The 21,879-nt window shown below is 40.1% G+C and carries 14 protein-coding genes and 2 tRNA genes; 14 read left to right on the top strand and 2 right to left on the bottom strand.

Translation table 11 applies throughout. The annotated features are described in order from the left end of the window. Nucleotides 1-32: 32 nt before the first annotated feature. Both ABDV71_RS08570 and ABDV71_RS08575 read right to left on the bottom strand, forming a co-directional pair. Nucleotides 33-212, bottom strand: coding sequence for an Arc family DNA binding domain-containing protein (locus tag ABDV71_RS08570; RefSeq protein ID WP_343532036.1), 180 nt, complete (start codon nt 210-212; stop codon nt 33-35). 231 nt (nt 213-443) lie between these two features. Continuing rightward, nucleotides 444-1,301 (bottom strand): SPFH domain-containing protein, encoded by an 858-nt coding sequence (locus ABDV71_RS08575; protein WP_343532037.1) that lies wholly within the window; start codon nt 1,299-1,301, stop codon nt 444-446. Nucleotides 1,302-1,517: 216 nt separating this feature from the next. Here ABDV71_RS08575 and ABDV71_RS08580 point away from each other — a divergent pair, with 216 nt between their 5' ends. The 14 genes from ABDV71_RS08580 to ABDV71_RS08645 all read left to right on the top strand — a co-directional run bounded on the left by ABDV71_RS08580 (nt 1,518) and on the right by ABDV71_RS08645 (nt 21,863). Then, entirely contained in the window at nt 1,518-3,521 is a 2,004-nt protein-coding gene (locus ABDV71_RS08580; RefSeq protein ID WP_343532208.1) for an HDIG domain-containing metalloprotein, read from the top strand. Nucleotides 3,522-3,589: 68 nt separating this feature from the next. Continuing rightward, nucleotides 3,590-3,679, top strand: a tRNA-Ser gene (locus ABDV71_RS08585). A 19-nt stretch (nt 3,680-3,698) separates the two neighbouring features. After that, a tRNA-Pro gene (locus tag ABDV71_RS08590) sits at nt 3,699-3,772 on the top strand. A gap of 224 nt (nt 3,773-3,996) precedes the next feature. After that, nucleotides 3,997-5,007 carry a LacI family DNA-binding transcriptional regulator gene (locus ABDV71_RS08595; RefSeq protein ID WP_343532038.1) on the top strand — a complete coding sequence of 337 codons (1,011 nt, stop codon included), beginning with the start codon at nt 3,997-3,999 and terminating at the stop codon, nt 5,005-5,007. A 429-nt stretch (nt 5,008-5,436) separates the two neighbouring features. Then, nucleotides 5,437-8,490 (top strand): TonB-dependent receptor, encoded by a 3,054-nt coding sequence (locus ABDV71_RS08600; RefSeq protein WP_343532039.1) that lies wholly within the window; start codon nt 5,437-5,439, stop codon nt 8,488-8,490. A gap of 29 nt (nt 8,491-8,519) precedes the next feature. Continuing rightward, the gene (locus tag ABDV71_RS08605; RefSeq protein WP_343532040.1) at nt 8,520-9,887 is read left to right on the top strand and encodes a RagB/SusD family nutrient uptake outer membrane protein; all 1,368 of its coding nucleotides are present in this window, start codon (nt 8,520-8,522) and stop codon (nt 9,885-9,887) included. 12 nt (nt 9,888-9,899) lie between these two features. Beyond that, nucleotides 9,900-10,397, top strand: coding sequence for a DUF5004 domain-containing protein (locus ABDV71_RS08610; RefSeq protein WP_343532041.1), 498 nt, complete (start codon nt 9,900-9,902; stop codon nt 10,395-10,397). Between the two features lie 7 nt (nt 10,398-10,404). Continuing rightward, nucleotides 10,405-11,175 (top strand): hypothetical protein, encoded by a 771-nt coding sequence (locus ABDV71_RS08615; RefSeq protein ID WP_343532042.1) that lies wholly within the window; start codon nt 10,405-10,407, stop codon nt 11,173-11,175. Between the two features lie 8 nt (nt 11,176-11,183). Next, complete coding sequence (locus ABDV71_RS08620; RefSeq protein ID WP_343532043.1) at nt 11,184-12,653, top strand: SusE domain-containing protein; 1,470 nt, start codon at nt 11,184-11,186, stop codon at nt 12,651-12,653. 117 nt (nt 12,654-12,770) lie between these two features. Further along, nucleotides 12,771-15,161, top strand: a complete 2,391-nt coding sequence (locus ABDV71_RS08625) for a glycoside hydrolase family 31 protein (protein WP_343532044.1) — start codon at nt 12,771-12,773, stop codon at nt 15,159-15,161. A 10-nt stretch (nt 15,162-15,171) separates the two neighbouring features. Beyond that, a complete protein-coding gene (locus tag ABDV71_RS08630; RefSeq protein WP_343532045.1) occupies nt 15,172-17,019 on the top strand; it encodes a glycoside hydrolase family 13 protein in 1,848 nt (615 codons plus the stop codon). An 18-nt stretch (nt 17,020-17,037) separates the two neighbouring features. Further along, entirely contained in the window at nt 17,038-17,712 is a 675-nt protein-coding gene (gene pgmB / locus ABDV71_RS08635; RefSeq protein WP_343532046.1) for a beta-phosphoglucomutase, read from the top strand. A 23-nt stretch (nt 17,713-17,735) separates the two neighbouring features. Then, nucleotides 17,736-20,054, top strand: coding sequence for a glycoside hydrolase family 65 protein (locus ABDV71_RS08640; RefSeq protein WP_343532047.1), 2,319 nt, complete (start codon nt 17,736-17,738; stop codon nt 20,052-20,054). A 132-nt stretch (nt 20,055-20,186) separates the two neighbouring features. After that, a complete protein-coding gene (locus ABDV71_RS08645; RefSeq protein WP_343532048.1) occupies nt 20,187-21,863 on the top strand; it encodes an alpha-amylase family protein in 1,677 nt (558 codons plus the stop codon). Nucleotides 21,864-21,879 lie beyond the last annotated feature (16 nt).

The raw sequence follows: 21,879 nt of genomic DNA on the forward strand, positions 1-21,879 counted from the left end.
TACAGTCGTAAACCACATTTTATTTACGTTAACTATACATTGTCGTCGGTTTTCTTAGCAGCTTTTTTACGGCGAGATTTTACCGCTTCATTCAACAGAAATTCAATTTGACCATTAGTGCTCCTAAACTCGCTGGCCGCCCAAGTCTCTATCTCTTTGAGCAATGTGGGGCTTATCCTCAATGCAAATGCTTTCTTATCTTTCTCGGGCATTGTTTTTATCAATAAAAGATGATGTTTTAGTTGGCTTCATAGTCCAAGAAACACATCGAATTTCTATTCATCTGGGTTCGATTGGTAGTTAATCTGTAAAGCTGATGCTGAACTAAATTCAGCATGACGGAGCATTGATTTAGCGTCACCCTGAATTTATTTCAGGGACAGCCCTACATTAAAATAGTAAAACGATTACAAATTAGTTAATTACTAATCGGACTCAAGTTATTAATTGTACAGTGTACCGGTGTTCACTACAGGTTGTACGTTTCTGTCGCCACAAAGTACCACCAATAAATTACTTACCATGGCCGCTTTTCTTTCTTCGTCTAAGGTAACGATATCCTTTTCCGACAATCTTTCCAGAGCCATCTCCACCATGCCCACGGCGCCTTCAACAATCAGTTTTCTGGCAGCAATTACCGCCGTAGCTTGTTGGCGTTGCAACATGGCGCTGGCAATTTCTTGTGCGTAGGCCAAATGCGAAATTCTTGCTTCTATGACTTCAATGCCAGCTCTTGATAAACGTTCATTTAATTCTTCTTCTAGTAATGCATTCACTGTTTCAGCACCATCTTTAAGAGTAATGCCTGCATCTTCGTCCTCCAAATTATCGTAAGCAAAACTGTTAGCCAAATGCCTTACAGCGGCTTCACTTTGTATGTTTACATATTGGATGTAATCCTCTACTGAAAAACTGGCCTTGGCAGTTTCCTGTACTTGCCATACCACTACGGCACCAATTTCAATGGGGTTTCCCATTTTGTCGTTCACTTTTAATTGCTGGCCGTTGAGGTTTCTGGCTCTTAGGGACAGTTTTTTCTTTGTGGTAAGGGGATTTACCCAAAAGAAACCATCTGATTTAACAGTGCCCACGTATTTTCCAAATAAGGTCAATACTTTTGATTCATTAGGATTAACGATGATTAATCCTGGTAAAACCAAAATGAAATTTACCAATAGTATTGCGGTACCCCAGCCAAACTCACGAATGGCCATAAGGTAAATGCCTGAAGCTAATAATGCTATAAAAACTCCTAAAGTAAGGTAGCCTGATGGTGGTCTAATGATTTTTTCTGTTTGCATGATTGATATTATTTTGATATCAAATTTAAATTAAAAATTTGAAATATGAAATGGCTTTTTAAGCCAGAGATTTGTTTCTGTGAGGTGCTTTGTAGGCTATTGCAGAAATAAATACTAATTTTGATTGAAATAAAGGATTACATTTTGGCCAAGATTAAAAAGAACTCGCACAAAATACTTTACCGTAAGTATTCATCTAACTTGAAGTACGTGATGATGGCGGTATGTGTGTTGATAATTACACTTTATTTACCCAAGCAGCCACGGTTTAGGTATGAATTTGAGAAGGGTAAAACTTGGTTGAACAAAGACTTGGTTTCGCCTTTTAGCTTTGCCATTTTAAAAACACCGCAACAGATCAATCTTGATAAAAAAACGGTGTTGGAGAATGTTCTGCCCATTTATGAATATAAGGAAGAGGTGTTTAAGGATCAGAGCGAAGCATATTTGAACGAGTTTGATGTGAAATGGAAATCCAATACTTTGGATGAGCGAGATAAAGAAATCAATAGACAGCGTTCACATCAGATTCTGCAGTCCATTTATAGTAAAGGCATTATTGATATCAATCCGAAGCACCAAAAAGGGGGAAGCTATTATGATTTTTCGCTGGTGCGGAACAATGTTTCTACGAAAAGCAATTCGCAAGATGTTTTTACGACAGAAACAGCAATGGCCTACTTGAAAGCAAGCTTTAAAACCAGCGAACCTGAGATTGCCAAAGCGGTATTTGACTTAGCGGAAAGTCATCTCAAACCTAATATTATATTTAACGAAACCTTAACGGCTACAGTTCAGAATAATGCTTTGAACAGCATCTCTACAACCAAAGGGATGGTACAAAAGGGCGAATTGATTGTGGCCAAGGAAACGGTAATTGACGAAGAAGTATATCAGAAATTGGTGTCGTTTAGGGAAAACTACGATGCGCAGACCAAAAGTGTAGGCGATGATAAATTGGTGTTTTTGGGGCAAGTGTTGTTGGTTGGCTTTATTGTGACGCTCTTAATGGTGTTCCTTTATCTTTTCAGAAAGGATATTTACGCCGATAACCGCCAGCTTTCTTTACTCTTGCTAGTGATCACTTCGATGTTACTGGTGCTTACTTGGTCCATCAAATTCAACCTTTCTAACCTTTATCTGCTGCCTTTCTGTATAGTGCCCATTATCATCAGGATATTGTTTGACACGAGATTGGCATTGAACCTTCATTTGTTGGTGATTTTAATTGCCGGATTTTTTGTGCCCAATAGCTTTGAGTTTGTGTTTTATCAAACTACTGCGGGTATGGTGGCCATTTACAGTATCAAGAATTTGGTGAAACGTGAGCAACTGCTGATTTCGGCCTCATTTATATTGAGTGCCTACTTTGTTTCTTTTATGGGTATCGCTTTATTGAGGGAGGGCTCGCTAACTCATATCGAGTGGGCTAATTTCTTGCCTTTTGTTTTCAGCGTGCTTTTATCATTGTTGGCCTATCCATTAATTTATGCCTTTGAAAGAGTTTTTGGAATCACCTCAGATGTAGCGTTGATAGAATTGACCAACACCAACAATAAGTTATTGAGAGAGCTTGCTTTTAAGGCGCCAGGTACCTTCCAGCATTCCTTGCAGGTGGCCAATTTAGCCGAAGCGGCGATATTTAAGATAGGAGGGAATGCTTTATTGGTGAGGGCGGGAGCTTTGTACCATGATATAGGCAAGATGGAAAACCCTCAATATTTTATTGAAAACCAAACCGGGCAGAGTCCGCACGATAAGTTGCCTTATGAGCAAAGTGCACAAATTATTATCCGTCATGTGCATAAAGGTATCGAAATCACCAGAAAACATAAATTGCCAGAATCGGTGATTGATTTTATACGCACGCATCATGGGAATACCCGAGTGGATTATTTCTATCAATCTTTCCTGAAAAATTCGCCAGAAAAATTTATTGACGAGAATATCTTCCGCTATCCTGGGCCTATTCCATTTTCGAAAGAAACGGGCGTTTTAATGTTGGCCGATTCGGTGGAAGCAGCCTCAAGAAGTCTGAAAAATCCCGATGCGCAAAACATCAATGACCTTGTTGAACGCATCATTGACTACAAATTGGAGCAAAACCAATTAGATAATTGCGATTTAACGTTAAAAGATTTAGAAACTATCAAGTTGATTTTCAAGACGATGTTAATGAGCATCTATCATGTCCGCGTAGATTATCCACAAAGTATGTAATTTTTTTTTGCAAACATCAATGAATTGCTATATTTGCAACCTCGAAACGCAGAAAACGTGTGGAGAAAGGTGAGGTGCCTGAGAGGCCGAAAGGAACAGTTTGCTAAACTGTCGTACTGGTAACGGTACCGCGGGTTCGAATCCCGCCCTCACCGCCAACAAAGGTGATACCACCATCGGGGTGTAGCGTAGCCCGGTATCGCGCCACATTTGGGATGTGGAGGTCGTAGGTTCGAATCCTGCCACCCCGACTGAGACGAAAGTCCATAAGCCCTTCAGATGATAAATCTGAAGGGCTTTTTTGTTTAAATATATTTCGATGAAAAAGAGATCCCAACAAAAAGGTTATTTCGGTTCAACCTACTCAAAGCCTGTAGTTATTTTCGAGTAAGTTCCAACCCAAGCTGTGTAAGGACATGTTGGTATATTGGGTATAAGCTCTATCTTTGTTCCAAGGCAGTTTTGATAGATATAGATGGAACGCATAAACATCAAGAAATTAGCTGAAGAGCTAAATCTTTCCAAGTCAACGGTTTCTAGGGCATTTAGGGACAATAGCGATATTAAGGCGGATACCAAGGAGCGTATTTTGGCCAAAGCGAGAGAACTGAACTATCAGCCGAACCATTACGCTAGCAATTTGCGGGAACAAAGGAGCCGTACCATTGCCATTATTGTACCCGAGCTGGCTAATAACTACTTTTCACACGCCATCCACGGAATCGAGCGCATCGCTAGGCAACATAACTATCATATCTTAATCTATGTGACGGATGACGATTACCAGAAAGAAGTAGATTTCATAAGGCACTTACATAACGGTAGGGCCGACGGTATCATCATGTCCGCTTCGGGAGAGGCCAATAACCATAGCTACCTGAACAGGTTGGGTGGAAAGCGCCTGCCATTGGTCTTTTTTGATAGGGTGTATGAGGACATAGATGTGCCTAGGGTCGTTACTAATGACTATGATAGTAGTTTTAAGGCCACAGAACATCTTATTCAGCAGGGATGTAAAAAAATAGCATATTTAGTAGTTAATAAGAGTCTCAGTATTGGGAAAACACGTATGCAGGGCTACATTGATGCGCTAGAGAAACATCAGCTCGAGTTCGATGATAAATTTATTATAGATTGTAGCAATAGTTACGAAGAAAATAACATCATCATTAAAGAGGCACTTAAAGAGCTAAAACCAGATGGGATTTTTGCCTCAGTTGAACGTTTGGCCTTTGCTGCCTACTACGCCAGCTACGATTTGAAGCTGAACATCCCGAAAGACGTCAAAGTGATAGGTTTTTCGAGCTTAGAGATTGCGCCATTACTTAATCCTTCCTTAACCACCATTACCCAACCAGCTACGGAAATAGGTAGCCAAGCTGCGCAACTTTTGTTCGATATGTTAGAGGGCGGACAGACGGTAAATACCATTCAAGAAGTGGTACTAAAATCTAAATTATTTGCCAGGAATTCCACGCATAAATAACCCCATTTTTTACCTGATTTTATTCACCTGAAAAAATCAACTTTTTTGGGCGCTTAGTGTATTTTAGGAAGAATTTGTGATTCCATTTCGGGAACGTTCCCGAAAAGTAGATGTCAAAACACCTTTGTAAATTGGGAACGTTCCCGGTAATTAGTGTATTAAATTGCTTAGTGTTTTTGTTACACTAATATTTTTATTTTTAATTTTTAAATTATTTATTATTAGTTATTTATATAATTTTTTATGTTTTTTTGTATTGTTGTAAATGTTGGACTAAGTGTTATCTTTTTCTGATTTTTTTTTCTTGATTTTTTGGTCAAAAATTAATTTTCAAATAAATTTTGAATTACGGATACAGCCTGTAAATTAGTCCTTCGTGTATTTTAACTAAAAATCTAACCAAATTTTATTAACCAAATTAACCCAAGTATGAAAGTATTTTACCTGTTAAAACAGGGGCTTTTGGTATTCTTTCTTTTTACGGTATTGAAAGTTCAGGCACAGACCGGAATCATATCTGGAAAGGTGCTCGATGAGACTGGTCTTCCTTTGCCAGGTGCCTCTGTTTTTGTGAAAGGAACGACTAGGGCCGTTTCTACAGATAACGAAGGTTTGTTCAAGTTGACCGTAACCTATGGCGATGTGGTGCTACAAGTCCGTTCGGTTGGTTTCAAAACATTGGAGCGACCTTTAAAGGTGGCCGGAAATACCAATGTAACGTTAACCTTAGCTCAGGATAACCAAATGCTCGATGATGTAGTGATTGTCGGCTATGGTACGCAGACCAAGCGAGAGCTAACCGGAGCGATATCCAAAGTTACGGGCGACAAGCTAACTTCTTTGCCTACACCAAGTTTCGAAGCAGGCCTACAAGGCCAAGCCCCAGGAGTACAGGTTACTCAGGGCAGTGGTTTGGCAGGTAGTGGGTCTGTCATTAGAATTCGAGGTATTGGTTCGATCAGTGCTGGTGGTGATCCACTTTATGTATTGGATGGTATTCCAATCACTTCAGATCCATTTATTGCCGGGAATAGAGGAGCGATGAACCAAAATCCATTGGCTACGATCAATCCAAACGATATCGAATCGATAGAGATACTGAAAGATGCCGCTGCTGCGGGAATCTATGGCTCAAGAGGAGCAAACGGTGTGATTTTGATCACTACCAAAAGAGGTAAGGCCGGAAAACCGAAGATTACGCTTTCCAGCAAATACGGGTTGAGCACTTATGCCAACAAGCCGACTTTTGCCAATGGAGCGGAGTGGTTGTCGTTACGTCAAGAAGCATGGACCAATGATGGGAACACTGGACTGGCTCCACTACCTGGTGGTTTGACCTGGGCACAAGCGCAGCAAAACAATACAGACTGGTGGGGAATCGTAACCGAAACAGGAAAGTCGAACGACCAAGCCATTTCGGTAAGCCATGGTACTGAAAAGGTGAATACTTATATTTCTGCAACCTATGGCGATAATCATAGTTTTTTAAAAGGCAACTCTTATGAACGTTACGGTTTTAGGGTTAATCTAGATGTCAAGCCAACTTCCTACTTTTCTACAAGTATCAACATTGCTTACGATAAGGGAACCAATAACCGCGTAAACGCAGCATGGGCAGGAGGTTTGGGAGATGCGATGTCAACTGCATTGCCTATTTATCCGGTTTATAACAGCGATGGTTCATTTTTTAGTAATGGAGCAAACCCCGCAAGAAATATAGGATTGTTAGATTGGAAGACCATTAACCAAAGGTTGATTGGGGGCGTTACTTTCGAACTCAAGCCTGTCAAAAATCTAAGCATAAAGGCAATCGCCAATATGGATAATCTAGATGTTGATGATAATGTGTTTACACCTGCTTCTTTAAGGAATGCAACTAGAGGTTACGCCAGTACCTACCCAACAAAGATTTTCAATAGGACAGTTACCGGAACAGCCAACTATGATTTACAGTTTAACCAGAACAATAAATTGTCTTTTATGGTTGGAGCAGAAGCCCAGTTTTCAGATAAATCATTATTTAGGAATGGCATTTTTGGAGAAGCAGACGGGCCTTTTAATAAGGACAGAGCTAGTTACGAAGCGGCAATAGCGGCAATGGCAGCAAGCAATAGTCTTAACTACTACGCTGGTTTCGATAGGGATACTTTTTCATCTTTATTTGGTCGTATCAATTACTCTTATAAAAATAAGTACTATTTACAGGGAGTGTTTCGTAGAGATGGTTCTTCTAAGTTTGGTCCAGAGAACAAATATGGGTATTTCCCATCTGGTTCTGCCTCATGGTATATCAATCAAGAAGATTTCTTAAAGAACAGCAAAGTGATCAGCAACCTTAAATTAAGGGCTAGTTATGGTCTGGTAGGTAGTGCAGGATTTGCTCCAGGACAATATTTCCAGCAATTTCAGTATTCGGGAAGTTATAATGGGCAACCTGTTTTATATCCAGTAAATGTTGGAAATCCGGCATTGAAATGGGAAGCAGGCAGAAACCTCGACTTAGGAATAGATTTCGGGTTTTTTAACGGAAGAATCAGCGGAGAATTCTCTTACTATCAGAAAAAGACAAGTGAACCGCTAATTTCTGGCTCTATATCTCCTTCTACAGGCTTTGCGAATGGCTTTATAAATGTAGGAAAGATTTTAAATGAAGGGGTGGAATTAGGACTAAACACCATCAACATCCAGTCTAATCAATTTAAATGGACAACCCGTTTAAATGCCTCCAAAAATTATAATGAAGTTTTGAGTATTGGAAATCTAACTCCTGATGCTATCGGTGGTGGAACCAATGACACGAGGGTAGCCGCTGGCTATCCAATAGGGGCTAACTATTTGGTAAGGTACAAAGGAGTAGATCCCAATGACGGTTTGCCTATATGGTTAGACAAAGATGGATTTGAAACGAAGACGTTCTCTTTGGATAACCGTGTGATTGTTGGGAAAATTTTGCCTGATTATGTGGGTGGTTTAACCAATACATTCAATTTCAAAGGTTTTGAACTAAATACATTGTTCACCTTTGCCATAGGCGGAAATTTATATGATGGATCGGCCAAACGCCAATTGGGCGTGGTTACCGACTGGAATATCAGAGAAGATATTGCCGATCGTTGGAGAAAACCGGGAGATATTGCAAAGTTCCCTCGTTTAACCATGAACAGCGGAACCTATACCGGCCTGTCGAGTGAATGGCAGTACAACTCTACCATGTTTTTATACGATGCTACGTTTGTACGTTTAAGAGAAGTGACCCTGTCTTACAATTTCCCAAGCAAAATGTTAACGAAATTGCGATTGCAGAACCTAAGGTTATTTGCTACGGGAATGAACTTGCTCACTTTTAGTAAGTATCCAGGAGGCGATCCGGAAATTGCCCGCGATTTCGAAAATCCACAAGATAGGAACATGAGCCCTAACGTTACTTACCTAACTACGCCTCAACAGAAATCGATCACTTTTGGGCTATCAACCTCATTTTAGTACAAAACTTAAACGAAAAAGAAATGGAAATGAAGTATAAAAATATATGGAAATCATTCTTGGTACTTTCTGTAGTTGCAGGTTTTGGTACTGGATGTAAAAAATTCTTGGATGCCCCGCCCGTGCAGTCTATTCCAAAAACTGTTGCATTGGCAGATGAAAAAGGTGTTATAGAAACGATGAATGGCGCCTACCAGATTGTAGGTGGTGGTAATATGTTTGGTGGAAAGATACAGGTGATGAGCGAATTAATGGCCGATCAATTGGATGGGTCGCAATTAAGTGGCGATTTTGGTGAAACCTATGGTCGTAAAACATCGGTGTTTGGAGAGTATAAGAATAATATGTATACCGACATTTATCAGGCTATTTATAGAGCCAATGTAGTATTGGAGAACCTTGGAGTTACCAACGCCATGAGAGATAATCTGGAAGGACAGGGAAGATTTGTGAGAGCACTGAGCCATTTCGAATTGGTGAAATTGTGGGCCCAACCTTACGGTTATACACCAGATAATAGTCATTTGGGCGTTCCTTTGAGAATTGCAACCACTATTGTGTCGCAGCCAAGGGCAACGGTGAAACAGGTTTATGACCAGATCATTGCTGACCTGAAAATAGCGGAAGTGAAATTGCCTGATAATAACAATGGGTATGCCACCAAATGGGCAGCTAAGGCTTTGCTGGCAAAAGTTTATTTTCAGATGAATGATTTTGTAAATGCCTATGTGTATGCCGATCAGGTCATCAGTTCAAACAAATTCTTTTTAGATACTTACGCTTCCCGTTTCTCGGAAACGGGTTCCAAAGAAAGTATTTTTAAGATCATCAATAGTTATGGCACTTATGAGCCCGGAGGAGAGTTGAGAGGACAGTTTAGATCTGATTTCAATTTGCCTACTTTAAGGTTTACCACTGCTTTTTGGGCCACCGTAAATACAGCCAACGATACTAGGAAAGCACTTTACGAAACCGTTAAATATCCAGGTTTTATCGCTTCTAAAAAATACAATAGCGACAGATTCGAAATCCCTGTTTTCCATTTAACGGAAATGAAGTTGATCAGAGCCGAAGCTGCCGCAGAGCAGAATGCCCATTTGGACGTAGCGATTCAGGACCTTAATGATATCCTGAATAGAGCCTACGGTGGTACAAAATCAATACCACCTGGTTCTTCTGCAAGTTTGATCAAAGCAAATGCCCGTTTAGAACGTAGTATAGAGCTTGCTGGAGAAGGAAATCGCTTATCGGAAATCAAAAGAATTGGTGCTAGAGGAGAAAACATAGATAAACGCGGTGCGGCATGGAACTGCAATGGTTTAATACTTCAGTTTCCTCAGGGAGAAATGGCCACCAACACCGGTTTCACACGTAACCCGGAAGGCGGTTGTAACTAAAAACTAACAATCATGAAGACATTAAAATATTTAACAATCATGGCCTGCATCCTCACTATATTCGGATGTAAGCCAGAAGAGTTCGGCCCAATAACTTCCAATGTAGAAGTGATTAAGCAAATGCAAGGTACATGGAACCTAACGAAGGTGGTACAAGTTGATCAGGATGCCAAAACAAAAGGTTTTCCTTACAAAGAGTTGGATATCACTAATGTGTATGCTTATAAGGACCTGGTTTTAACCTTACAGGCAGATGGTTCTGGTAAACCATCCACTTTTGCCATTACCAATGGTAATTCGCCGAAAATTGTCGACCTGACCTCGGGAAACTGGTCTGTAGACAATCAAATGGCACCCACCATCATCGAGTTGAAGAACGGTACCGTTACCAATAAACTTTCACTAGGTTCCTATGCGGGCTTAAGCGGCGGTAAACTGTACCTTGTTAAAAATAAGTCAATCAATGGTAAGGTCATTCTTTCTTACCAATATGAATTCACTAAAAAGTAATGCCGTTATGAGAAAATTAATATTATCAATTATATTTAGTTTAAGTACACTGTGGGCTTTTTCACAAGTGACTTTTAGCCCGGCATCTTTTACCGCAGAAGATGAAGTAACCATTACTTTGGATGTTGCCGGAACTCCTTTGGCAGGTGTAGACGATATTTATATCTGGATATTTTCCAATGATGGTGTAGGAGGAGGAAAAGATGGACTTGTAAATGGCCAGTGGGGAAACTCTTCCGAAGCGGCTAAGTTTACCAAAATTGCAACCAATAAGTTCACTTTCAAATTTATTGGGACAACCTTATTTGGCCAAAGTCCCGCAGAACTGATCAATTTTGGCTTTTTAGCTAAAACTAAAGACGGATCTAAACAAACACAAGATTTTAAGCCGTATAAGTTCGATCCATTAATTTTTGTCCCTTCGCAGTTCAGGGTATTTCCTGCCAAGTTAGATCAAACAGACATGGCTACAGTATACTTTCATCAAGATTTGGCAACAGAGCAATCCTTACAACGATTGTACGATGTAAAAGTAACCATCATCTTTTATGATGCTGGAGGAAATGAATTTGCAAGGAAAGCGGATGTAATCGCCAAAAAAGAGTCGGATAAACTATACTCATACTCTTTTATCCCTGAAAAATTGATTACGCTTCCGGCAGGCACCACACTTTCTAAGTTCAGCTATCAATTTTCGGGCAATCTTAGAGATGCCAATGGTGGAAATACAGCCACTTACGGCCCTGTGATTGAAATGGCTTATTTAACCTTTAATTAATTATTGAGATGAAGAATAAACTATTTTATTTATTACTGTCATTATCAGTAATAGTTTTCGGATGTAAGAAAATCGATTTTGATAATGAATCGAAGGGCGAAGCATTAGGTGCCTTTACACTTTCGGCACCAGAGAATAATGCTATTCTGGTATTGAATAGCGCTACCCCTAATGCTCAAATACAAATTACATGGTCGGCGGCTAAACCAGGCGTATCCACGCCACCTACGTATACATTTGTAGCGGCATTAAAAACTGGTTCCTTGGCGCAACCTTTATTGGAGGTACCTTCTAACGACAATGGAAAAAGCAATAAATTGACCATCACGCAAAAGCAATTAGATGACCTACTGAAGGCCAAGAACATTGCTGAGGGGGCAAAAACTGATTTGATTTGGAATGTGGTGGCCAATAATGGTAGCAAAAAAGAGTTTGCAAATGCAAATCACAGCCTTTCCATTACCCGTTTTGGGGATGGCATCAGCAATTTTGTATTATATGGACCTGTATCTTCATTTACGACAAATGTAGTGCTTAACCCTAATTCTGCGACTGATCTGCTCACCTTTAAATGGCAGAAAGCTTTTCCTGGGAAAACAGCCAGCGCCGTTACGTACAAGCTCAAATTGGTAGCAGAAGGTGGAAGTTTCGATAGTCCAATCTATGAAGCGGTTTCTAATAATGCTGGCTCGGATTCTACATTTACCATCAGCCATCAAGCATTAGATTTATTGTTAACTTCTAAAGGTTTTACCGACCAAGCAGCGTCGGCAAGGTTACAGTGGACCATAGAAGCTACTTCTGGCAATGTAAAGAAATATGCGGATTACGTAAATGATTTGAGCATTATAAGAGAAATCAATCTATTCATGGTAGGTTCTGCAAGCGAACACCAATGGGACAACACGAACCCTACCTATATGTTCAGGGATGCTGGTAACGGCAGTCTGTACACCTATACCGGATATCTAAGCGCTGGCGAATTTAAATTTATTACCGCCGTAGGCAGCTGGAATACCCAATATGGTAGTGACGGGGCTGGTGGCGTTAAGGTGAAACCACAGAGCTCAGATCCAGATCCTGGTACCTTTAACGTGGTTACTGCAGGCTTCTATACAGTGAAAATAGATATCAAGGCTTTAACCTTTTCTATCACACCATACAACACCTCATCGGCTACCACATATGCATCTATTGGTATTATTGGTAGTTTTAATGGTTGGGGTAACATCAATGCGATGTCCAAAACTACCTTTAACCCACATATTTGGCAGATCGTACAGCAATTTGACCAAAATTCTGAACTGAAATTCAGAATTGCTACAGGTTGGGAAGTTAACTGGGGTGTTCCTTCAGGAAACGAAACGAAGAAGTACGGCGTGGGAACCCGAGACGGTAGCAACCTTTCCGTTAAAGCGGGCAAGTACAAAATATTTTTCAACGACCTTACTGCAGAGTATATTTTTTATAACCAATAGCTGATTGCTTTCCGGAAAGCTTTATCTACTACAGGTAGCAACTTTTCGGAAAGCGATGTTTTTAATATGAAACGTTTTTCCCTTTTTTTCCTGTGCTATATCTATATACATTGCTCAATGGCCCAACACGGGCCGGTAATGCCTGTTGGAAACATTACGCAGGTTGAAACACAAGCGCAAAGTTTAAGTTTTAAAACCGAAAATGCCTATGGCGAAATCAGGGTTTATTCGCCTAGTATCGTCAGAGTAAGGTTAGATAAGAAGACTTTGGCAAAAGATTTTTCCTATGCAGTAGTGATGGCACCGCAACCAACCAAGCTTAACATTACGCAAAATGAAAATGAAATTGTGCTGCAAACGGATTCATTGAAGGCAGTGGTTTCCAAGAAACCATTTGCTGTGGCATTTTATACGTTGGATGGAAAGCTGATCAACGAAGATGAAAAAGGCCTACAAAATTCATGGGTTGCCGAAGAAGTGACCGCGTATAAGCATATGCAAGAAGGAGAACGTTTTGTGGGCTTGGGAGAAAAAACCGGAAATCTAGATCGAAAAGGTAATGGTTACACCAATTGGAATTATGACGCTTTTGGCTATTCAACGGGACAAGACCCGCTATATTCCTCCATTCCTTTTTACATTGGCATACATAACGGTCTGAATTATGGTGTTTTCTTAGACAATACCTATCAAACCGACTTTAATTTTGGAGCTAGCAATAATCGATTTTCTTCCTTCTCGGCACAGGGTGGGGCACTAGACTACTATTTCATCTACCATCAAAAAATGGCAGATATCATTACTTCATATACCGCTTTGACCGGGCGCATGAAAATGCCTCCGCTTTGGAGCCTTGGCTATCAACAAAATCGTTATAGCTACTATCCAGAAACTGAGGTGATGCGTATAGCGCAAACTTTAAGGGAAAAGAAAATTCCAGCGGATGGCATTACCTTGGATATTCATTACATGGATCAATACAAGCTTTTTACATGGGACAAAAGTAGGTTTGGCGACCCCTTGGCAATGAACAAAAAGTTAAATGCCTTGGGTTTTAGAACCACAGTGATTGTTGATCCCGGCATTAAGGTTGAGAAAGGTTATGAAGCTTATGAAGATGGGATAAAAAAAAGAATATTTGTCAAATATCCAGATAGTACGGATTTTACGGCGCAAGTTTGGCCGGGGTGGTGCCATTTCCCAGATTTCACTGCCGTTAAGGGCAGGGATTGGTGGAAGGAAAAAATCAAGTTCTTTTCTAATACGGGGGTAGATGGCATTTGGAACGACATGAATGAAATTGCCAGCTGGGGCCAAAAAATGCCCTCGAATATTATTTTTAATTACGAAGGGGCTCTAGCTAGCCACAAACAAGCCCATAATGTTTATGGTATGCAGATGGCGAGGGCGAGTTTTGAAGGCGCTATTGCGGCAACCAATAAGCGTCCGTTCAATTTAACAAGAGCTGGTTATGCCGGTTTACAACGTTACACGGCCATCTGGACAGGCGATAACCGCTCTGAAGAAGACCATATGCTGTTAGGTGTGCGTTTGATGAGTAGCCTGGGTTTAAGTGGAGTTGCTTTCACGGGAATGGATATTGGTGGTTTTACAGGCAATCCATCGGTAAGTTTATATGCCCGTTGGATACAGATTGGTGCATTTAACCCTTATTTTCGTAATCATACTGCGGTAAATACCAAATCATCCGAGCCTTGGAGCTACGGAGAAGAGGTGACCGAAATCTCTAGGAACTATATCAACCTGCGTTACCGTTTACTGCCATATCTGTATGCCACATTTAACCAAGCTGTTACTACAGGCCTGCCAGTAGTGCGTAGTTTGGCTATTGATAACACTTTTGAACCCAAGGTTTACGACACTCAGTTTCAAAACCAGTTTTTATTTGGTCCCGCATTTTTAGTGGCCCCTTTCGAAAGTAACAAGAATTACGGTAACATATTTTTCCCGAAGGGAAAGTGGTATAATTTCTATACTGGAGAAGTTATTGAAGGCCACACGGAAAAGGTAATTGGTTTAACCATGCAAAAGCTCCCGGTTTTTGTGAAAGAAAGTAGCATTATCCCTATGCAATCTTTGGTGCAAACCACGGCCGAAAAACCAACAGATACTTTGGTAATCCACATCTATAAAGGAGATAGCAACAACAGCTTCAACTACTACGAAGACGATGGTGAAAGCTACAATTATGAAAAAGGCGACTTCTATCAAAGAAATATCGTATATGATGCCGTTAAAAAGCAAATTGTGTTTCATAAGGTAGAAGGGAAGTACAAGTCAAAATTCACCAAATTAAAAATTGTCTTCCATGGTTTTAATATCGCCGATAAAATCAATGTTGGTAAAGCTGTACAGGATGATTTTGTGTCTTTTCTTACACCAATTTCGCGTTTCGACCCGCAAGGTACAGCCAATTCAGTAGAAGGTTATAAAGTCAAAAGCGTGGTGGTGGAAAACGTCGACAAGCAATTCGAAATCAAGTATTAACTCTATAAAGATGAAGAAATTATACGCCGTTTTATTCGCCCTCTTTTTTGGAGCAAACTTATTTGCACAGCTTCCCAAGTTGCAACGTGTAGAGCCCGCTTTTTGGTGGACCGGTATGAAAAACCCAAAGCTCCAATTGTTGGTGTATGGAAAGGATATTTCAGCAAATAGTGTGGCAATCAACTATGATGGGGTAAAGCTGGTAGAAGTACACAAAGTAGAGAACCCCAACTATCTGTTTTTAGATTTAGAGTTGTCTTCAGATGTAAAACCCGGTAAGTTTCCCATCGTATTTAGTTCCAATAATAAAAAACAGGCCGAGTTTGTTTACGAACTTAAACAAAGGGTCAAAAATGATCAGCTGCACCAAGGAGTAAATACAAAAGATTTTATCTACCTGATCATGCCAGATCGCTTTGCCAACGGCGATAAAACCAACGATGTAGTAAAGGGGATGAACGAAACTGCACTAAAAAGAGATAGTATGTTCTATCGTCATGGGGGAGACTTGCAAGGCATTATCAACCATTTGGATTATTTGCAGGAATTGGGAGTAACCACACTTTGGCTAAATCCGGTATTGGAAAACAATCAGCCGAAAACTTCTTATCACGGCTACGCCAACACAGAAAATTATAAGATAGATCCAAGATTTGGAACCAACGAACTATACAAAAAACTGGTAGACGAGTGCCATGCTAGGGGAATGAAAGTAATCAAGGATTTGGTACATAACCATTTCGGGACGGAACATTTTACCATTAAAGATTTACCGATGAAAAATTGGATACATCAATGGCCTGAATACACAAAAACTACCTACCGGGAACAGGTGCATTTTGATCCATACGTATCTAAAAGAGATAAAGATTTGATGGAAAAGGGCTGGTTTGACAAACACATGGCAGATTTAGACCAAACCAATGTTTTTGTACGGAATTACCTTACCCAAAGCCATATTTGGTGGATAGAGTATGCCGGGTTGGACGGATTTAGGCTAGATACCTATGCCTATAACAACTTAGAGTTTATGGCCGACTGGGCTGGTAAGGTTACTGCCGAATATCCAAATTTCACATTCTTTGGTGAAACATGGGTACATGGCGTACCCAATCAGGCTTATTTCACTGAGGGTAACAAAATCAACCAGGGAATTGATACCAAGTTGCAAGGAGTTACAGATTTCCAGGCGCTTTGGGGTATTAATGAAGCTTTAACAGGAAAATTTGGATGGATGGACGGCTTAGTAAGGCTATATAACGTATTTGCCAACGATTATCTGTACAAAGATCCAACACGCAATGTAGTCTTTTTGGACAATCACGATATCAGTAGGTTTTATTCGGTAGTAGGCGAAGACTTCAGCAAATATAAATCGGGTATTGCGTGGTTGTTAACCACCCGTGGCATTCCACAATTTTATTATGGCACCGAAATCCTAATGAAAAACTATGCTAACCCAGACGGCTTGGTCAGAGATGATTTTCCAGGGGGATGGCAAGGAGATAAAAGCAATAAGTTTACTGCTACGGGCAGAAGCAACAAAGAAAACGAAGCTTTCAACTACGTGAAAAAATTGGCCAATTACCGTAAAAACAATGATGTACTACAAACTGGTAAAATGATGCAGTTTATCCCTGAGGAGGGAATTTATGTGTACTTCAGGTATAACGACCTTAAAACGGTGATGGTCATTATGAATAGTAATGCAGAAGAAAAGATACTGCCTACTAAACGTTTCGCCGAAAGAATTTTATCATCAACTGCAGCAAAAAACGTGGTAACGGAAGAAATGATTAACGACATCAGAACGATTAAAGTTCCTGGAACTTCTACCCTGGTGTTGGAGTTACAATAAATTTAAAAACATCGCACAATGAAAAATCAATCACCAGAAGCCTTAAAAGCTTGCCTCTTTGACCTGGACGGCGTTTTGGTTGATACAGCCATATACCATTTTAAAGCTTGGCGCAAATTGGCCAATAATTTAGGTTTCGATTTTACGGAAGCACAGAATGAGCAGCTTAAAGGGATCAGCAGGGTAGAGAGTTTGAATAAAATTTTGGAATGGGGGAAGGTAGAGAAAACCCAAGAAGAGAAACAGTTACTTGCCGATCAAAAAAATGAATGGTATGTCGCAATGATTTCAAAAATGACTCCTGAAGAGGTTTTACCGGGTACGGTAGCTTTTCTTACTGCTGTTAAGGCTGCAGGTTATAAAATAGCTTTAGGTTCTGCCAGTAAAAACTCAGCATTAATTTTAGAGAGAACACTGCTTAGCCATTTTTTTGATGAGGTGGTAGATGGCAACTTGGTTAGCAAGTCTAAACCCGACCCTGAAGTTTTTTTAAAAGGAGCTTCGCTTTTAGGGGTGCAGGCCAGCGAATGTATAGTATTTGAAGATGCCGTAGCGGGTATTGAAGCCGCGAAGAGAGCAGGTATGAAAACAATAGGCATAGGTAAACCTGAAATACTTACGCAAGCGGACATAGTAGTTAGGGATTTAAGCGAGATAACAGTTGTTAGCCTAAAACAATTAAGTGATTTATAAAGGAAGAAGATAGCGAAATATAGATGAAGAATTATATCAAAGCACACGAATGGAATATTATTGAGGAAGGTTTTGATCCTCATTTGAATAAAATATCGGAAAGTATTTTCAGCTTAGGCAATGGTAGAATGGGCCAACGTGCAAATTTTGAAGAAACTTACTCCGGTGAAACCTTACAGGGCAATTACGTTGCGGGTGTTTATTATCCCGATAAAACCAGAGTAGGCTGGTGGAAAAATGGTTATCCGGAATATTTTGCAAAAGTACTTAATGCCGCTAATTGGATTGGCCTAAGCATTAAAATTGATGATGAAGAGCTAGATTTAGCCAAAGCCAGCGTACAAGAATTTTCTCGTGTGCTTAACATGAAAGAAGGCCACTTGCAACGTAAATTTAAAGCTACCCTGGCCAGTGGTAAACAGGTCCAAGTTTCGGCTACACGCTTCTGTAGCATCGCTGATGACGAAATAGGTGCATTGGAATATACCATAAAGGCATTGAATTTTGATGGCAAGCTAACCATTACTTCCTTTACTGATGGAGATGTAAAGAACCAAGATAGTAATTACGATGAGAAATTTTGGGACTTTGTAGCCGATGACTTACAAGGGAATGATACTTTTTTGACCCTAAGGACTAAAAAGACAGCTTTTGAGGTATGTACAGCAAGCCATACAGCTATTTATAAGCAAGGCAAGGAAATTTCAGCGGAGCTGGAAGCGATCAAAAAAGAAAAATATATCGCACAGCAATGCAAGGTAGAAATCAAAAGTGGCGAAGAGCTTAGTATCGTAAAAATAGTTGCCAACCTTTCGTCAGAAAACCACGCTAAAAATGAACTCCTACAAAAAGCGAAAGTCGTTTTGGAGAAGGCCGTAAGCAAAAGTTTTAATACCCTGTTAACAGAACAAAAGCAGGCTTGGGCCCAGAAATGGGAAGAAAGCGATATCGTGATCGAGGGCGATGTTGCCGCGCAACAAGCCATCAGGTTTAATATCTTTCAATTGTTCCAAACCTACACTGGTAAGGATGATCGTTTAAATATCGGCCCAAAAGGCTTTACCGGTGAGAAATATGGTGGTTCTACTTATTGGGATACCGAAGCTTATTGTGTACCGTTCTATTTAGCTACGGCACCGCAGGAAGTGAGCAGGAATTTATTGGTTTATCGCTATAAACAATTAGATAAAGCGATAGAGAATGCACAAAAGCTAGGATTTAAAAACGGTGCAGCCCTATATCCAATGGTCACTATAAATGGTGAAGAATGCCATAATGAGTGGGAAATAACTTTTGAGGAAATCCATCGCAATGGTGCTATCGCTTATGCCATCTATAATTATATTCGTTATACCGGAGACGAAGACTATTTGCAACAGTACGGTTTAGAAGTTTTGGTTGGCATTGCACGTTTCTGGAAGCAGCGAGTAAATTGGAGCATGGACAAGCAGCAATATGTAATGCTAGGTGTTACAGGGCCAAATGAATACGAAAACAACATTAATAATAACTGGTATACCAACTACCTGGCCGTTTGGTGCTTAAAGTATGCACAAAAAGCAGCGCAAATAGTTGCCGAAAAACATCCCGAAAGATATCAAGCTTTACTTGCGAAACTAAAATTAGACAAAGATGAATTTGTAGATTGGCAGCATATTGTCGCAAATATGTATTATCCATATGACAAAAAATTAGGAGTTTTCCTACAACAAGATGGTTATTTGGATAAAGAGCAGATTTTGGTGAAAGATTTGCCAGCAGCAGATCGACCTTTGAATCAAAAATGGAGCTGGGACAGGATTTTGCGTTCTTGCTTCATCAAGCAAGCGGATGTATTGCAAGGTTTCTACTTTTTTGAAGATGATTTCGACTTTGATGCCCATAAGCGTAATTTCGATTTTTATGAGCCCCGCACCGTACATGAAAGCTCGTTATCACCTTGCGTACATAGTATTTTGGCTGCAAAATTAAATGACGAAGCTAGGGCTTATGAGTTTTACCTAAGAACTTCTCGCTTGGATTTGGATGATTATAACAATGATACCGAAGATGGCCTTCATATTACTTCGATGGCCGGAACTTGGATGAGCGTAGTAGAAGGTTTTGCTGGGATGAGGGTACGTGACGATAAACTTGTTTTCAATCCATTCTTGCCGGAAAAATGGAAATCGTTTGCTTTTACGGTAGGTTTCAGAGGTGCAAATATCAAAGTAAATATCAATGCTTCTGAAATCAATATTACAAATACTACCCAACAGCCCGTTCAACTGGTTATCCATCAGCATGATTATTTGCTCAACGGAAATACCGAGTTAAAGGTTGCCAATTCTTTATTGGTTTAAATTGATGTGATGATGAGCAATGGAGTGCAACATTTATTTAGAGTGATCAACATGAGGCTGGTTGGAATGTTCTTAGTGTCGATAGTTTTTTTACAGCTCTTTTCCTGTAAAACGATAGAGAATCAGCAAAAAATGAAGAAAGACAATTTAGTGGTTTATCAGCTTTTGCCCCGATTATTTGGGAACAAGGTTACCACCAATATTCCTTATGGGACCATAACGCAGAATGGCAGTGGTAAGTTTAATGACATTACCGATAAAGCATTAAAAGGGTTAAAAGAGTTGCAGGTAGATTATGTTTGGTATACAGGAATAATTGCACATGCCAGTTTAACCGATTATAGCAAATACGGTATAGCAAAAGACGATGCTGATGTGGTGAAAGGAAGAGCTGGTTCACCCTATGCCATCCGTGATTATTATGATGTGGATCCTGATTTAGCCGTAGAGGTAGACCACAGGATGGCCGAATTTGAAGCATTGATCAAACGAACCCACAATCAGGATATGAAGGTGATCATCGATTTTGTTCCCAATCACGTAGCCAGAAGCTATCAATCTAATGCTAAGCCTGCGGGTGTTACTGATTTTGGTGCAAACGACAATACATCGGTCGCATTTGATGTGAAGAATGATTTCTATTACCTGCCAGGGCAAGCTTTTCGAGTTCCTGTTTCTGATCATCAAAAAAATGAACTGTCTGCTTTGCAGGATGGCAAATACGAAGAAAACCCCGCAAAAGCAACGGGTAATAATGTGTTTAAGGCGCAGCCTTCGGCAAGCGATTGGTACGAAACCATCAAATTAAATTATGGTATAGAATACTTGGATGGAAAAGAAATAAAGCATCTGGAACCTATCCCACCGGTATGGACAAAGATGAAGGAAATCTTAGTTTACTGGGCAAAAAAGGGAGTAGATGGTTTCCGTTGTGATGTGGCCGAAATGGTACCCGTTGAATTTTGGAGTTGGGTAATCCCCGAAGTCAAGAAAGTTAATCCAAAGCTGATTTTTATTGGCGAAGCCTACGATCCAAAAGTGTATGCCCAATATATTAACAAAGGCAAATTTGATTATTTATATGATAAAGTGGGATTATACGATGGCCTAAAAAAGTTAATTAGAAATGAAGAACATGCCAATGCGCAAGATATAAGGAATGTTTGGCAAAAGGAAACCGCGGGTTTTGATCATAGAATGCTTCGATTCCTAGAAAATCATGACGAAGAACGTATTGCTTCCAAAGGATTTGCTGGAGAGGCTAAATTAGCTTTCCCGGCCATGGTCGTTTCGGCTACCTTAGGAAAGGGACCGATAATGCTGTACTTTGGGCAGGAGGTAGGTGAGCCAGGGGCAGGTGTTGAAGGTTTTGGACAAGAAGATAATCGTACCACAATTTTTGATTATTGGGGAGTGCCTAATCATCAACGTTGGATGAACAACGGAAAGTTCGACGGCGCAAAGCTGTATGAAAATGAAAAAGAAATTCGTCAGTTTTATAAAGAATTAATGCAAATAAGGGCAACAAGCGATGCCATTACAAATGGTGAAATCCGTGAAATTCCGCTGGGCGATCAAAAAAGAGCTTACGCCTACTTGAGGTATTCCCAACAACAACGATTATTGATCATCGTGAACTTCAATAGGACAAATCGCCTGGCACAACAGATCAAACTACCATCAGATATACTAGGGATTAAACCAATAAAAGAAGCCAAAAACTTATTGAACAATCAAAAATTGCCAGTTAAAGATGGAAGCATAACGACGACCATATTGCCCACCTCGGCACAAATTATAGAATTTTAAGCTAAACAAAGGAAAT

Source organism: Pedobacter sp. (assembly GCF_039594775.1).
GTDB lineage: Bacteria > Bacteroidota > Bacteroidia > Sphingobacteriales > Sphingobacteriaceae > Pedobacter.

Bases quoted from the DNA above. Each gene is read 5' to 3' on its own strand.
- ABDV71_RS08570 (WP_343532036.1), bottom strand. From the start codon at position 212: ATGCCCGAGAAAGATAAGAAAGCATTTGCATTGAGGATAAGCCCCACA.
- ABDV71_RS08575 (WP_343532037.1), bottom strand. From the start codon at position 1,301: ATGCAAACAGAAAAAATCATTAGACCACCATCAGGCTACCTTACTTTA.
- ABDV71_RS08580 (WP_343532208.1), top strand. From the start codon at position 1,518: ATGGCGGTATGTGTGTTGATAATTACACTTTATTTACCCAAGCAGCCA.
- ABDV71_RS08595 (WP_343532038.1), top strand. From the start codon at position 3,997: ATGGAACGCATAAACATCAAGAAATTAGCTGAAGAGCTAAATCTTTCC.
- ABDV71_RS08600 (WP_343532039.1), top strand. From the start codon at position 5,437: ATGAAAGTATTTTACCTGTTAAAACAGGGGCTTTTGGTATTCTTTCTT.
- ABDV71_RS08605 (WP_343532040.1), top strand. From the start codon at position 8,520: ATGAAGTATAAAAATATATGGAAATCATTCTTGGTACTTTCTGTAGTT.
- ABDV71_RS08610 (WP_343532041.1), top strand. From the start codon at position 9,900: ATGAAGACATTAAAATATTTAACAATCATGGCCTGCATCCTCACTATA.
- ABDV71_RS08615 (WP_343532042.1), top strand. From the start codon at position 10,405: ATGAGAAAATTAATATTATCAATTATATTTAGTTTAAGTACACTGTGG.
- ABDV71_RS08620 (WP_343532043.1), top strand. From the start codon at position 11,184: ATGAAGAATAAACTATTTTATTTATTACTGTCATTATCAGTAATAGTT.
- ABDV71_RS08625 (WP_343532044.1), top strand. From the start codon at position 12,771: ATGGCCCAACACGGGCCGGTAATGCCTGTTGGAAACATTACGCAGGTT.
- ABDV71_RS08630 (WP_343532045.1), top strand. From the start codon at position 15,172: ATGAAGAAATTATACGCCGTTTTATTCGCCCTCTTTTTTGGAGCAAAC.
- pgmB (WP_343532046.1), top strand. From the start codon at position 17,038: ATGAAAAATCAATCACCAGAAGCCTTAAAAGCTTGCCTCTTTGACCTG.
- ABDV71_RS08640 (WP_343532047.1), top strand. From the start codon at position 17,736: ATGAAGAATTATATCAAAGCACACGAATGGAATATTATTGAGGAAGGT.
- ABDV71_RS08645 (WP_343532048.1), top strand. From the start codon at position 20,187: ATGAAGAAAGACAATTTAGTGGTTTATCAGCTTTTGCCCCGATTATTT.